Raw genomic sequence first — 13,419 nt, 5'->3', positions numbered from 1 at the left:
AGAATCAAGGTTAAGCTAATAAGAGCACACGGAGGATGCCTAGGCGCCAGGAGCCGACGAAGGACGTGGCGAACAACGAAACTGCCTCGGGGAGCTGTAAGCAAGCTTTGATCCGGGGGTGTCCGAATGGGGAAACCCAGCTGTGGTAATTCGCAGTTACTCATTTCTGAATACATAGGAAATGTAGAGGCAGACCAGGGGAACTGAAACATCTAAGTACCCTGAGGAAGAGAAAACAATAGTGATTCCGTCAGTAGCGGCGAGCGAACGCGGAACAGCCTAAACCTAAGAGCTTGCTCTTAGGGGTTGTGGGACGTCTCACATGGAGTTACAAAGGAATATGGTAGGTGAAGAGGTCTGGAAAGGCCCGCGATAGAGGTAAAAGCCCTGTAACCTAAACTGTGTTCTCTCCGAGACGGATCCCGAGTAGTGCGGGGCACGTGAAACCCCGTATGAATCCAGCAGGACCATCTGCTAAGGCTAAATACTACCTGGCGACCGATAGTGAAACAGTACCGTGAGGGAAAGGTGAAAAGCACCCCGGAAGGGGAGTGAAATAGAACCTGAAACCGTGTGCTTACAAAAAGTCAGAGCCCTATTAATGGGTGATGGCGTGCCTTTTGTAGAATGAACCGGCGAGTTACGTTTAACATGCAAGGTTAAGCCGAGAAGGTGGAGCCGCAGCGAAAGCGAGTCTGAATAGGGCGATTGAGTATGTGGACGTAGACCCGAAACCGTGTGATCTACCCCTGTCCAGGGTGAAGGTGCGGTAACACGCACTGGAGGCCCGAACCCACGTACGTTGAAAAGTGCGGGGATGAGGTGGGGGTAGCGGAGAAATTCCAATCGAACTCGGAGATAGCTGGTTCTCCCCGAAATAGCTTTAGGGCTAGCCTCGGTATAAGAGTAGTGGAGGTAGAGCACTGATTGGGTGCGGGGTCCGCAAGGATTACCAAGCTCAGTCAAACTCCGAATGCCATATACTTATTGCCGGGAGTCAGACAGTGAGTGCTAAGATCCATTGTCAAAAGGGAAACAGCCCAGACCATCAGCTAAGGTCCCCAAGTGTGTGTTAAGTGGGAAAGGATGTGGAGTTGCACAGACAACCAGGATGTTGGCTTAGAAGCAGCCACCATTGAAAGAGTGCGTAATAGCTCACTGGTCGAGTGACTCTGCGCCGAAAATGTAACGGGGCTAAACACACCACCGAAGCTATGGCTAGATACGTATGTATCTGGGGTAGGGGAGCGTTGTGTAGGGGTTGAAGGTGTACTGAAAAGAGCGCTGGACACTACACAAGTGAGAATGCCGGTATGAGTAACGAAAAGATCAGTGAGAATCTGATCCGCCGAAAGCCCAAGGTTTCCTGAGGAAGGCTCGTCCGCTCAGGGTAAGTCGGGACCTAAGGCGAGGCCGAAAGGCGTAGTCGAAGGACAACAGTTTGAAATTACTGTACCACCGTAATCCGCTATGAGCGATGGGGTGACGCAGGAGGGTAGTGACGCGGACTGATGGATGTCCGTCTAAGCAGTGAGGCTGATGTGTAGGCAAATCCGCACATCATTAAGGCTGGGCTGTGATGGGGAGCGAAAATTATAGTAGCGAAGGTCATGATCTCACACTGCCAAGAAAAGCCTCTAGCCAGGAGAAGGTGCCCGTACCGCAAACCGACACAGGTAGGCGAGAAGAGAATTCTAAGGCGCGCGGAAGAACTCTCGTTAAGGAACTCGGCAAAATGACCCCGTAACTTCGGGAGAAGGGGTGCCCCGGTAGTGTGAATAGCACGAGGGGGCCGCAGTGAAAAGGCCCAAGCGACTGTTTAGCAAAAACACAGGTCTGTGCGAAGCCGCAAGGCGAAGTATACGGGCTGACGCCTGCCCGGTGCTGGAAGGTTAAGGGGAGTGGTTAGGGGTAACCCGAAGCTATGAACCGAAGCCCCAGTAAACGGCGGCCGTAACTATAACGGTCCTAAGGTAGCGAAATTCCTTGTCAGGTAAATTCTGACCCGCACGAATGGCGTAACGACTTGGGCGCTGTCTCAACGAGAGATCCGGTGAAATTTTAATACCTGTGAAGATGCAGGTTACCCGCGACAAGACGGAAAGACCCCATGGAGCTTTACTGCAGCTTGATATTGAATTTGGGTACGATCTGTACAGGATAGGTGGGAGCCGTAGAAATCGGAGCGCAAGCTTCGGTGGAGGCGCCGTTGGGATACCACCCTGATCGTATCTAGGTTCTAACCTAGTACCCTTATCGGGTACGGGGACCGTGTCAGGCGGGCAGTTTGACTGGGGCGGTCGCCTCCTAAAGAGTAACGGAGGCGTTCCAAGGTTCCCTCAGAATGGTTGGAAATCATTCGCAGAGTGCAAAGGCATAAGGGAGCTTGACTGCGAGACCTACAAGTCGAGCAGGGACGAAAGTCGGACTTAGTGATCCGGTGGTACCGCATGGAAGGGCCATCGCTCAACGGATAAAAGCTACCCTGGGGATAACAGGCTTATCTCCCCCAAGAGTCCACATCGACGGGGAGGTTTGGCACCTCGATGTCGGCTCATCGCATCCTGGGGCTGAAGTAGGTCCCAAGGGTTGGGCTGTTCGCCCATTAAAGCGGTACGCGAGCTGGGTTCAGAACGTCGTGAGACAGTTCGGTCCCTATCTGTCGTGGGCGCAGGAAATTTGAGAGGAGCTGTCCTTAGTACGAGAGGACCGGGATGGACGTACCGCTGGTGCACCAGTTGTTCCGCCAGGAGCATGGCTGGGTAGCTACGTACGGACGGGATAAGCGCTGAAAGCATCTAAGCGTGAAGCCCCCCTCAAGATGAGATTTCCCAATTAGTAAGACCCCTTGAAGACGACGAGGTAGATAGGTTGGAGGTGGAAGTGCAGCAATGCATGGAGCTGACCAATACTAATCGGTCGAGGGCTTATCCTATACGTAGAATGCAGATTTGTTTCGGATTCAGTTTTCAGGCGATTAAGCCTGAGCATTTACGCTGTAAATGCCCGTTTGGTGGCGATAGCGGAGGGGTTCCACACGTACCCATCCCGAACACGACCGTTAAGCCCTCCAGCGCCGATGGTACTTGGACCGAAGGGTCCTGGGAGAGTAGGACGTTGCCAAGCGGATATTCCCTGATAGCTCAGTTGGTAGAGCACTCGACTGTTAATCGAGTTGTCACAGGTTCGAGTCCTGTTCGGGGAGCCATGCTCTCATAGCTCAGCAGGTAGAGTGCTTCCATGGTAAGGAAGAGGTCACCGGTTCGAATCCGGTTGAGAGCTCCACAGATTTGCAAGGCCCGTTGGTCAAGGGGTTAAGACACCTCCCTTTCACGGAGGTAACATGGGTTCGAATCCCATACGGGTCACCAACTTTTACTTGTACTTACCCTTAGAGGGTCCCATAGATATGGAGGCTTAGCTCAGCTGGGAGAGCATCTGCCTTACAAGCAGAGGGTCGGGGGTTCGATCCCCTCAGCCTCCACCATAATCTTCCTAAGAGATTATGGGCAACATAGAGGTACCATCAATGGGGATTAGCCAAGCGGTAAGGCAACGGACTTTGACTCCGTCACTCATAGGTTCGAATCCTATATCCCCAGCCAAGTGCGAGCCATTAGCTCAGTTGGTAGAGCACCTGACTTTTAATCAGGGTGTCGAAGGTTCGAGTCCTTCATGGCTCACTTTTATTATTATCATGCGCGTGTGGCGGAATGGCAGACGCACCAGACTTAGGATCTGGCGTTTCACGACGTGGGGGTTCAAGTCCCTTCACGCGCACCACTTATTGCGGACGTGGCTCAGCGGTAGAGCATCGCCTTGCCAAGGCGAGGGTCGCGGGTTCGATTCCCGTCGTCCGCTCCATAATTTTGCGCCCTTAGCTCAGCTGGATAGAGCGTTTGACTACGAATCAAAAGGCCGGGAGTTCGAATCTCTCAGGGCGCGCCATTTTATTATTAAGCAATTATAGTATTTATAACGGGATGTAGCTCAGCTTGGTAGAGCACCTGGTTTGGGACCAGGGGGTCGCATGTTCAAATCGTGTCATCCCGATTTTCACCTTTGCGGGTGTAGTTCAATGGTAGAACTTCAGCCTTCCAAGCTGATAGCGTGGGTTCGATTCCCATCACCCGCTCCATAATTTTATAGTAACGGGATGTAGCTCAGCTTGGTAGAGCACCTGGTTTGGGACCAGGGGGTCGCATGTTCAAATCGTGTCATCCCGATACTCAGCTTAATCGCTGCTCAAAAGCTCTTACTTCGGTAAGGGCTTTTTTTGTTATGTATTTAATATACATATAAATACAGTCAAAGAACATATGTTCTTTTATTCCTCCAAAAAAAATCGGACTTCCGGTGGAATTCCAATCCGTAGATAATAGTTTCTCCATGATTCCTCTTGTTCGGGGCTTCTGCCTGAAGATAATAATTTTACAGCAAATACATTAGCTTGACGTTCAAGCTTTTCAGGAGAGAAATAGGAGCTTTCCTCCAGAAAAAAGCGATTGATCCCCTTGTGAAGCCGATCATGTCCTAATTCATGCGCACAAACGAAGCGCTGCCATTCTACAGGCAACTCATTATGAATGACGATAAACCTTCTTCTTAGTTTTCGATAATATAATCCCTTTGTGCCAGTCCCCAGATTCATGAAACGAATTTGAATGCCTAGTGCTGCGGCAAGCTCGAACGGGCAGTTGGTTTTATATTTTTTAATCAGACTATTGATCAGTTCATCCATGTTCTTCACCTGCAGCATGTTAGTATAGTTATTTAGTGTCTTTGGATTTTTTTCTCTTATTCATCTGTTTGGCTTCCCAGAACAATCCGGTTAGTACATCTTTTATCCTCTGTTTATCTTCTTTGTCTAATGGAATCCCGTCAAACATCAGTTCTCCATCATCCTCTAGCATTTTTCGAAAGTCTCTTTTATCTTTGCTTGTAGCCCAATCTGGGACAGCCTCATCGCTTGAAAGAGTCTGGTCCTGCAAATACCCTGCCTGATCCATTAGCTCCTCGTAGGGGACGCCAGTGGCCTCAGCAATTTTGCGTAACGTGGTTGGTTTAGGAACCCCTCTTAATCCATTCTCAATCCGGGAAATTTGCGAACCGCTAATTCCGGCTGCTGCTGCTAATTGATTAATGGTGAGTCCCTTTGTTTCCCGAAGATGCTTCATATAATCCCCGAATTCCTGTTTCATCTCAACTCACTCCTTATTGGCTGTAACCTTATGATAATAATATAAGCCATTTTTGCCAATAGGTAAACAACAAAGCGTATATTATTGCCAAAAGGCAAGATAATGGAGGGATATACGCTCTTTTTCGATAAAAACAGCCTAAAACGGGGTTTTACGAGATTGGTAAAGAAGTGGTATATTATAGAAAAAATACGAACAGAATACGAACAAGATTTATTTTATCACATTGGGCTGGAAAATTCCGCAAATTAAATCTCATTCAGTTAAACCCAAAAGGAGTGCATAAATGATGAACATATCAACTTTACCAGAGTTGGACCGTCGCCGAACCCAGGTCGCTATAGAGAGCATGTTGGAGAAATACCGTATTTTTAAGACCGTTACATTTGAAGCTAAGGAAGCAAGCACAACTTATTCATACACAGAAAGATTTCATGGTCCTACTAACACTGTAACTGATCAGACTGCTGCGATAGCTTCTTATAATGTGGACATCCCCGCCGCAAGGAGAGCTTATTGTTCCGCAATAGACTCTGTGGTAGAGAGACTCGATACGAGAGAACAGCAGCTGGTACGGGAAAGGTATATGAGAAGAGACGAGATGTACGATTATACGATTTACAATCATGTGTTTGATCCACCGGTAAGTAAGGACACTTACGTGAAGATACGCTCGAAGGCTTTTTACAAGATGGCATTAGCGTTAACGGATCTCGGCTTACTGTCTCTGCAAACTTTAGTAAAAACAGCGCCTAGGGTAAAGAAAGAGAAAATGAGTATTACTTAATAGAAGTAGAATAGTTTGATTAGTAAAGAAGACTGTATCGTCCGAGCGGATGATGCGGTCTTTTTTTGAATTATAAGAAAGTATAAGTTTCAGGGTGTACTTTATCCTTATAATCCTCGCACAAATGCTTGCCGTCCATAAAAGGAGGGTCGAAAGCTCTTTAGCTTGTCTTCAATTGTGTACCACCAAAAAAACGCTCTATACCATCCCAAAGCTAGCCAAAACCTCGTCCGTTTACCCTCTCCGCAAGGATAATATGGGGGTATGATTATAACATGGCAAATGAAGCAAAAGAACACCGCAAGAGCATGAATGCTCTGCTAATAGTTCCGCCCTAAGGGTGATGAGAACAACCTAGCGGTGAAAGATTCTTCTCGCATTTGCCTAATGAAGAAGGGATATTATCCAACCTCGGATAGTATCCTTTTTTCTTAAATCTAGTTGAGGGGGTGTCTGCTTAATGTTCATGCAGTTGAAGGTTAACACCATCAAGGATCGACGAACGGTCGCAGATCAGAAAGGAATGGAGTGATGTCGGTACAACAATTGCGAGAACACATTACAAGTACACTTGAACGGTATTTTCCTGATGTGCCTGTATATGTAGAAGGAGAAAAACCTCAAACCGCTTATTTTCATCCCGGATTGATCTCAGCAACACTGGATCGGCAGCGGGAGGGCAGATATTTAGCGGTCTACCGTTTTGGCATCCGTTATGAGCAAGGCAATTTGCTGGAAGCTGAGAGAATGGCAGATAAGCTGAGTGAGGCGATGGCAGGAATGGAGCAGGATGGTGGAGCTTTTCGTGTAGTTAGGCAAGCTTGGGAAGCTGGAACTGAAGGGCATGGGCCGCTGTTTACAGTTGACTATATGTTGTATTTGCAAAACGACAAGCCTGACAGCATTAAGATGGGACAAATGATTGGAGGAGAACGATTGAAATGAGTACTAAAGGGAGTAACGGGAATGGGTTCAGTAAGGAACAGATTGTGAATTCCTCACTTTTTACGCCGAGGGAAAAGGATATATTGAACGTTATTTTGCAGGATGGCAAGAACTATACGCTCGAAGAAGCAAAGCAATCTATGGGATTGTTCAAAAATAAGGAGGTAATGAACTAATGGCAGGCGGAACATGGACAACGCAAAATAAGGTGCGCCCTGGGGTGTACGTAAATGTAGCATCAAATCAAGGTGCCATCGGCAAAATGGGAGAACGCGGGATTACGGCATTGGCGCTTGCCCTATCTTGGGGAGAGCCGGGAGTAATCATGAAGATTACCCCGCAGGATGATGTGAATAAGCTGCTAGGAGTGGATTTGGAACATCCAACTCTACTGCCAGTGCGTGAAGCGTTGAAACGGGCGGGAACCTTGCTGCTCTATCGATTGAATGAAGGCGTTAAAGCGGCAGTCACGAATAACGGCCTTCAGGTAACAGCTAAATATGGCGGTGTACGCGGAAATGATCTTTTGATTGTGATTGAGAAAAATATAGAGAATGCTGCTCTTTTTGATGTAAAGACGTTGCTTAATGGAACCGAACTGAACAAGCAAACGGTCGGAACGGCTGAAGAGTTGGTCGCGAACGATTATGTTCAATTCCAGAAAAATGGTGCAGAAGGCTTGAAGCTAATTGCAGGCATGCCGCTTACAGGGGGGGCTAACGGAACCGTGACGAATGGAGCACATAGTGACTTCCTGTCTGCTCTTGAGGTGCAGGAATTCCAAACAGTGGGTCTAGTATCGCAGGATAGTGCTCTGAAGGCACTCTACAGTTCTTTTGTGAGACGGCTTCGGGATACAGAAGGGAAAAAGGTACAGGCTGTACTATCCGATTATGCGGCTGCAGGTCATGAAGGTGTGATTAGCGTGAATAATGGGGTAGTACTGAGCGACGGAACTACGATTGATAACGTCAATGCCGTTGCTTGGGTAGCTGGTGCTACAGCAGCAGCTGCTGTTAATGAATCGCTGACTTATCAGGGTTATGATGATTCGGTGGATGCTGATGTAAGACTTAGCCATTCTGAGACTACAGCTGCGTTGCTAAAAGGAGAGCTTATCTTTACTTACAGTGGCGGACGGGCTGTGGTGGAACAGGATATCAATACATTTACCGCGTTTTCACCGGACAAAGGCAAAGCATTCTCCAAAAATCGTGTACTGCGCGTGCTGGATGGAATTGCAAATGATATGAAGCGTATTTTTGAGAACTACTATATCGGTAAGGTCGCGAATAATGAAGATGGCCGTGCTCTTTTCTGGTCACAGTGTGCGACTTATATGAATGATTTGCAGGATATGGGTGCGATTGAGGGCTTTAACGCGCAGACAGATGTTGTAGTTGTGGCTGGTGCAGATAGTGATAGTATCGTGCTGGATGTGGCTGTGAAACCGGTAGATTCCGTAGAAAAAGTATATATGAAAGTGAAGGTGGTTTAAGATGGCATTTTTAAAAGCTAGTGATACGATTTCCGGCCAGGAGGGCCGTGCTTATGCTGTGATTGGTACACAAACCGAAGAGATGTTCTATGTGAAAACTCTTGAAGCTACAGTAGAAAAAACAAAGGCAGAGGTGAAAACACTGGGCCGCCGGGGTGTTCAGCATAAAGCGACTGGATGGTCGGGCAGCGGTTCGATGACGATTTTTTATATGACTAGTCGTTTCCGCCAGATGATGCTCGATTATATGAATACGGGTGTTGATCAGTACTTCGATATTGAGGTTACGAACGAAGATCCATCGTCCAGCGTGGGAGCACAGCGTATTATTTTAAAAGGCGTGAACCTTGATAGTGTCATCATGGCCTCACTCGATACAGAGTCAGACGCTCTAGAAGAAGAAGTTAGCTTTACCTTTGAAGATGTGCAGATTGTGCAAGCTTTTGGTGCTCCGGCAGGTTCCGGGCTTTAATTAAGACAACTAGATAGATTGGAGCAAGCAAGACCCGAACGTAGAATGAGCGGCGGGTCTCTTCTCTGTCTATTGGCAGGTAGTAGCAGGAGAAGTATCTAAATAAATAATTCTAGGAGGAAGACAATGAGCGAATTAAGTTTGTTTTTTGCCCAAAATGTAGCATGTGACACAACCGAGGAGTTTATAGTATCCCAGCGTTTTAAGGATAAGGAAGGAAATGCGGTAGCTTGGAAGCTGCGCAGTATGACTGAGGATGAGAATCAGGAATGCCGCAAGGCCGCAACCCGCAAAGTCAAAGGTAAAAACGGAGTGTATACCTCCGAAATTGAGCCTAACGATTATATGGCGAAGCTGATGACCTCAAGTGTAGTGCATCCGGATCTGAAAAATGCTGAATTGCAGCGTTCTTATGGCGTACTTGGCGCTGAGACACTGCTGCGTAAAATGCTGCTACCAGGTGAATTCGCGGCGTTGGGTGAGCGGGTGCAGGCCTTAAATGGTTTTGGCACGGACATGAACGAGCTGGTGGATGAAGTAAAAAACTAATCAACGAGGGCGATAGTGAAGCCAATTTTGCTTATTACGCCCTCCATGAGCTGCACATTTTACCCCATGAGCTGATGAAGCTGTCTTCCCGCGAACGCGCCGCAATATATGCGATGATTGCTGTTCGTGTGGAGAAGGAGAAGCGCGATCAGGCACGGAGTAAGGCGAGGAAGAGATAGTTAGGGGGTGAGAGAATGGCAGGTGTACAAAATAATATAGCTGGAATACAGCAAGTCTCTAATCAATGGATCAATGATATAACCAATCAGATTACAACACAGGTTTCGGCAAATATTTCAAATTCCTTCTCAGCAACCTTAAACCGTATCAGTATGAAAATAGTCAATAAACCCGTGTACAACATCACTAATAATTACAGTGCAGCTTATACCAGAATTCAAGCATCTATTGGAGGTGCGGTTCAGGCTCAGGAGAGACTGAATGATGCGGCTGATAGAGGGGCTGGAGGAGCTGAAAAGCAAGCAGGAACCTGGGAGAAGCTTACTGGAGCCTTTGAAAAGGCTAAGAGTATGGTGGAAAAAGTTAAAGGTGTCATGGAGAAGGTGCTTGTGCCCGCTGCTGAGCAGCAAAAGTGGGAAGATCTTTTTAAAGCAAAAACCGGAAATGCTGATGTTGGTGTAGCTATGTTTGATAAATTCAAGAAGAGAGCGCTAGAAACCGGACAGGACGTCAGCAAGTCTATGGAAAGTGTCTTGTCGTTTTATCCTAAAACACAAAATACGGACCAGCTAGATAAGCTAATGGATTATTCCACAAGGCTTAGTATGATGTCTCCAGAAGGTAAGGATATTGGCGATACTTCATCAGCGATTAATTCTGCATTTGATGGAGACTCTAGTGACTTAGCATCGATGCTTCAGGTAGATGAAGAGGAGCTTGGTGGACTCGACCTAGTAGCCAGTACGGGGAACATGGGCGCTTTTTTAAGTACTTTGGGAGATATCATGACAACGGCAGGTATGACGAGTACTTCGCTGCAAACCATGATGGATTCACCCGTAAATCAGTGGCAGACGCTTCTTGGAAACTATAACAATTCCTTAGCTGGCATGGGGCAAGGGGCTCTTGCAGCATTTTCCCCGTTGTTAAGCATTCTTAACGATGCGTTCTCAGAGGGTACCTTTCAGCCTATTATCGATGGGATGGCCATTGGATTGGCTATTATAGCACAAGGTTTTTCACAAGTAGTACAGGGAGCTTTGTTTCTTTGGAGTGTTCTTAGCAGTACGTTGCCTTATGTAGTACCAATTCTTTTGGGAATTGTTGCTGGGATTATAGCTTATAAAGTTGCCATGGGTGCAGCTGCAATCGCAACTAATATGTCAGCAATTGCGACTGGGATCGCTACCGCTGCGCAAGGGATTTACAACGCTGTGTTAAATGCTAATCCTATTGCTCTTGTAATTGGACTTGTTATTGCACTTATTGTGGCTTTTCTAGGAATTGTCGCAGCTCTTCAGCCAGTAAGAGATTTTCTTGCCAATATGTTCAGGGCTTTGGGACAGATCGTTGCAGATTTTGTAGGTTATGTGATTGATCTTTGGACCGGGTTTATTAATGGCATCATTGATGCTGCCAATTTTTTATTAGGTGGTATTAATAAAGTAATTGGCGCTGTTGGTAAATTTATTGGTATAGAATCAGAGATTAATCTTCATCTTGAACAGGTTGACAGCAGTCAATTTAAACAGAACGTGGAGATGAGCATTGAAAATACTTTTGATACAGCTGCGAATTTCACGCAAGATTTTGATGTTAATAAATTTAAAGAAAGCCTAAACGTTGGTGGAAACACGAATAACGAGACTACAATCAATCAATGGAATACTACTCATCAAGATGAATCAACGAAACCTCCGAAATCGCCTACCATTCCTGAGGTTCCAGTAGTTCCTGTGACGACGACTCCTGCGTTAAATACGCCTTCCGCTGTAGGTTCTTTTCAAAATGCAGGAGTACCGGGTAATCTGAACACCGTCAACCGTGTGAACGAGCTCGGCTCCATCAACGACACCGTAGACATCTCCAGTGATGATCTGAAAATGCTGCGCGAACTGGCCGAGATTCAGGCGATCCAGAATTTTGTGGAGCTTACGCCGACGGTGCAGGTGACGACCGGGAATATTAACAATGCCGGAGACATTGATACGATTATCAACAAGATCGGGCAAAAGCTGAACGAGGAGTTTGTCTCTACGGCGCAGGGGGTGTATACGTAACGTGGAAGAGTACGGGATTTTTTTGGGTTTTAATAATCAGGAGGATGCAATTCGGCTGCCAGTCAATCCAGAGACCTTGGAAATCAAGGAGAGTGGGGATGGAAAAAGCTATACCATTATCGATCTGGGTGAGATCAATACGATTGCTTATCCAAAGCTTACGGAGATCACAATTGAAAGTATTTTCCCGGCACAAAGGTATCCGTTCGTATTGGTGCAAGAGGATGGACTGAAAAGGCCTTTTGAATATGTGGAGCTTATTAAGAAATGGATGACGAGTCGTCGGCCCATTCGGTTTGTGTTCTCCGGTGTGAGGTATCCCGATGATACGAAAAAGGATGAAAAGAAGTTAAACAAACCGCAGAAATGGCTAGAGGAATCTTCAATTAGTGAGGATAGATCTTTAGAAATTGATTTTGCTGTGAATATGGCTATGAGCATTGAAGGTTTCACTTGGAAGCTTAGTGCGGGTACGTCAGGGGATATTGAATATTCGTTATCTCTCAAAAAATACGTATTCTATCAGGCGGTAGCTGTGAAGGTTGTCAAAGGTGAAGTGAAGGCGGAGCAGAAGCGGGCCAATGAAAAAGCAAAGCCTACTACCTATACCTTAAAAGCTGGAGACAGTCTATGGAGCATCGCTCAAAAAAACCTAGGAGATGGCCCGAAGTACAAAGTCATTCAGAAGCTTAATGGCATTCCGGATAGTGAGCTGAAAAAGCTGCCCATCGGTAAAGTCATCAAGCTGCCGTAGGAGGGTGTTATGGAACTGCTAGTGAAGAATAAAGAAGGGAATCTATGGGATATTTCTGGCATCGTCTCAGATATTTCTTGGAAAACCGCACGGTCAGGTAAACCGTCAACGCTAGAGTTAACGCTTGTGGATAGCGGAATCTATCAGCTCCCCAAGTTCGGGATCAGCAATGGTGATATTATTCAGTTCAGTAAAGATAAAGTGGATGTATTTTACGGATTTGTGTTCAGCATTGATACGGGCTCGGATCAGGAGATTAAGCTGACTGCCTATGATCAGATTCGTTATTTGCTGGGCAATGGTAGTTATGTTTTGCAGGATGTTACGGCTAGTGATGTGATCAAGAAAATAACAACGGACTACGGATTAAAGACAGGTGTGCTGGAGGAGACAGAGTACCGGATTCCTTCTTTAATTGAAGATGACAAAAAGCTGTTGGACATCATTATGGGAGCCATCGGCAGTGAGCTTCAGTATAAGGGGCGGTTGATGGCTTTTTACGATGATTTTGGGAAGCTGACGCTGCGTAAACCGGATTCTATGCTGCTTAACCTGGTGCTCGGAGCGGGTCATTATCTGTACGATTATTCGCTCAAAAAAAGTATTGATGACGATACGTACAACACGATTTTTCTGTACAAGGATAACGAGGCATCGGGCAAACGCGATTTCTATCCGGTTAGTGACAAGGACAATGTGAAACGCTGGGGTATCCTGCACTTGTATCAGAAGGCTGATGACAAAGCGAATGCTGCCCAAATTCAGGAGAAGGCAAACAATTTACTGAAAATGCACAACCGTGAAAAGCTCAGTCTCTCCGTACAGGCGATTGGTGATATGCGCGTAAGAGCAGGCAATTTCATTTATGTCCTATTGGATGAATTCGAGACTCAATTGTTTCTGGTGGACCAATGCAGCCATAAGATTTCTGGAGGGGAGCATACCATGTCCCTCGATATTAAGGTGGTGTAGA

11 protein-coding genes, 12 tRNA genes and 2 rRNA genes are annotated in these 13,419 nt (G+C 46.5%); 23 read left to right on the top strand and 2 right to left on the bottom strand.

Going from position 1 to position 13,419, the window contains the following annotated elements; all coding sequences use genetic code 11:
• The first annotated feature begins 8 nt into the window (after positions 1-8).
• The 14 genes from MHH46_RS28790 (at position 9) to MHH46_RS28725 (ending at position 4,226) form a co-directional block, all read left to right on the top strand.
• Positions 9-2,935 (top strand): 23S ribosomal RNA (locus MHH46_RS28790).
• Positions 2,936-3,009: 74 nt separating this feature from the next.
• Positions 3,010-3,126 (top strand): 5S ribosomal RNA (gene rrf, locus MHH46_RS28785).
• Between the two features lie 6 nt (positions 3,127-3,132).
• Positions 3,133-3,208, top strand: a tRNA-Asn gene (locus tag MHH46_RS28780).
• A gap of 1 nt (position 3,209) precedes the next feature.
• Positions 3,210-3,285: transfer RNA gene (locus MHH46_RS28775), tRNA-Thr, on the top strand.
• Positions 3,286-3,296: 11 nt separating this feature from the next.
• Positions 3,297-3,371: transfer RNA gene (locus MHH46_RS28770), tRNA-Glu, on the top strand.
• A 40-nt stretch (positions 3,372-3,411) separates the two neighbouring features.
• Positions 3,412-3,487 (top strand) — tRNA-Val (locus MHH46_RS28765).
• Between the two features lie 43 nt (positions 3,488-3,530).
• A tRNA-Gln gene (locus MHH46_RS28760) sits at positions 3,531-3,605 on the top strand.
• A 5-nt stretch (positions 3,606-3,610) separates the two neighbouring features.
• Positions 3,611-3,683: transfer RNA gene (locus MHH46_RS28755), tRNA-Lys, on the top strand.
• A gap of 16 nt (positions 3,684-3,699) precedes the next feature.
• Positions 3,700-3,783: transfer RNA gene (locus MHH46_RS28750), tRNA-Leu, on the top strand.
• Between the two features lie 6 nt (positions 3,784-3,789).
• A tRNA-Gly gene (locus MHH46_RS28745) sits at positions 3,790-3,864 on the top strand.
• A gap of 7 nt (positions 3,865-3,871) precedes the next feature.
• Positions 3,872-3,948 (top strand) — tRNA-Arg (locus MHH46_RS28740).
• 31 nt (positions 3,949-3,979) lie between these two features.
• A tRNA-Pro gene (locus MHH46_RS28735) sits at positions 3,980-4,053 on the top strand.
• Between the two features lie 11 nt (positions 4,054-4,064).
• Positions 4,065-4,138: transfer RNA gene (locus MHH46_RS28730), tRNA-Gly, on the top strand.
• A 14-nt stretch (positions 4,139-4,152) separates the two neighbouring features.
• A tRNA-Pro gene (locus MHH46_RS28725) sits at positions 4,153-4,226 on the top strand.
• A gap of 101 nt (positions 4,227-4,327) precedes the next feature.
• On the opposite strand, the gene MHH46_RS28720 is transcribed toward MHH46_RS28725, so the two are convergent.
• Positions 4,328-4,741 (bottom strand): ImmA/IrrE family metallo-endopeptidase, encoded by a 414-nt coding sequence (locus MHH46_RS28720; RefSeq protein ID WP_076194059.1) that lies wholly within the window; start codon positions 4,739-4,741, stop codon positions 4,328-4,330.
• A 28-nt stretch (positions 4,742-4,769) separates the two neighbouring features.
• On the bottom strand, positions 4,770-5,201 hold the full coding sequence (locus MHH46_RS28715; protein ID WP_038573442.1) for a helix-turn-helix domain-containing protein: 432 nt from the start codon (positions 5,199-5,201) through the stop codon (positions 4,770-4,772).
• Positions 5,202-5,490: 289 nt separating this feature from the next.
• On the opposite strand from MHH46_RS28715, the gene MHH46_RS28710 reads away from it, so the two are divergent.
• The 9 genes from MHH46_RS28710 (at position 5,491) to MHH46_RS28670 (ending at position 13,418) form a co-directional block, all read left to right on the top strand.
• Complete coding sequence (locus tag MHH46_RS28710; protein WP_076194061.1) at positions 5,491-5,988, top strand: ArpU family phage packaging/lysis transcriptional regulator; 498 nt, start codon at positions 5,491-5,493, stop codon at positions 5,986-5,988.
• Between the two features lie 531 nt (positions 5,989-6,519).
• Positions 6,520-6,933 carry a DUF6838 family protein gene (locus MHH46_RS28705; protein WP_038573440.1) on the top strand — a complete coding sequence of 138 codons (414 nt, stop codon included), beginning with the start codon at positions 6,520-6,522 and terminating at the stop codon, positions 6,931-6,933.
• Positions 6,930-7,109, top strand: a complete 180-nt coding sequence (locus MHH46_RS28700; protein ID WP_036681241.1) for a hypothetical protein — start codon at positions 6,930-6,932, stop codon at positions 7,107-7,109. The genes MHH46_RS28705 and MHH46_RS28700 overlap by 4 nt, the downstream gene beginning before the upstream one ends.
• The gene (locus tag MHH46_RS28695; protein ID WP_076193913.1) at positions 7,109-8,431 is read left to right on the top strand and encodes a phage tail sheath family protein; all 1,323 of its coding nucleotides are present in this window, start codon (positions 7,109-7,111) and stop codon (positions 8,429-8,431) included. Before MHH46_RS28700 ends, MHH46_RS28695 begins: the two co-directional genes overlap by 1 nt.
• 1 nt (position 8,432) lies before the next feature.
• Entirely contained in the window at positions 8,433-8,903 is a 471-nt protein-coding gene (locus MHH46_RS28690; protein WP_036681245.1) for a phage tail tube protein, read from the top strand.
• Between the two features lie 126 nt (positions 8,904-9,029).
• On the top strand, positions 9,030-9,452 hold the full coding sequence (locus tag MHH46_RS28685) for a phage tail assembly chaperone (protein WP_076193915.1): 423 nt from the start codon (positions 9,030-9,032) through the stop codon (positions 9,450-9,452).
• A 194-nt stretch (positions 9,453-9,646) separates the two neighbouring features.
• Entirely contained in the window at positions 9,647-11,692 is a 2,046-nt protein-coding gene (locus tag MHH46_RS28680) for a hypothetical protein (RefSeq protein ID WP_076193917.1), read from the top strand.
• 1 nt (position 11,693) lies between these two features.
• Positions 11,694-12,446 (top strand): LysM peptidoglycan-binding domain-containing protein, encoded by a 753-nt coding sequence (locus tag MHH46_RS28675; RefSeq protein ID WP_076193919.1) that lies wholly within the window; start codon positions 11,694-11,696, stop codon positions 12,444-12,446.
• Between the two features lie 9 nt (positions 12,447-12,455).
• Complete coding sequence (locus MHH46_RS28670) at positions 12,456-13,418, top strand: hypothetical protein (protein WP_076193921.1); 963 nt, start codon at positions 12,456-12,458, stop codon at positions 13,416-13,418.
• The last annotated feature ends 1 nt before the right edge of the window (position 13,419 follow it).

Source organism: Paenibacillus sp. FSL H8-0175 (assembly GCF_045040615.1).
Lineage (GTDB): Bacteria > Bacillota > Bacilli > Paenibacillales > Paenibacillaceae > Paenibacillus_AQ > Paenibacillus_AQ odorifer.
The sequence above is the reverse complement of the archived record's forward strand: the minus strand, read 5'-3'. Positions and strand labels throughout refer to the sequence as shown.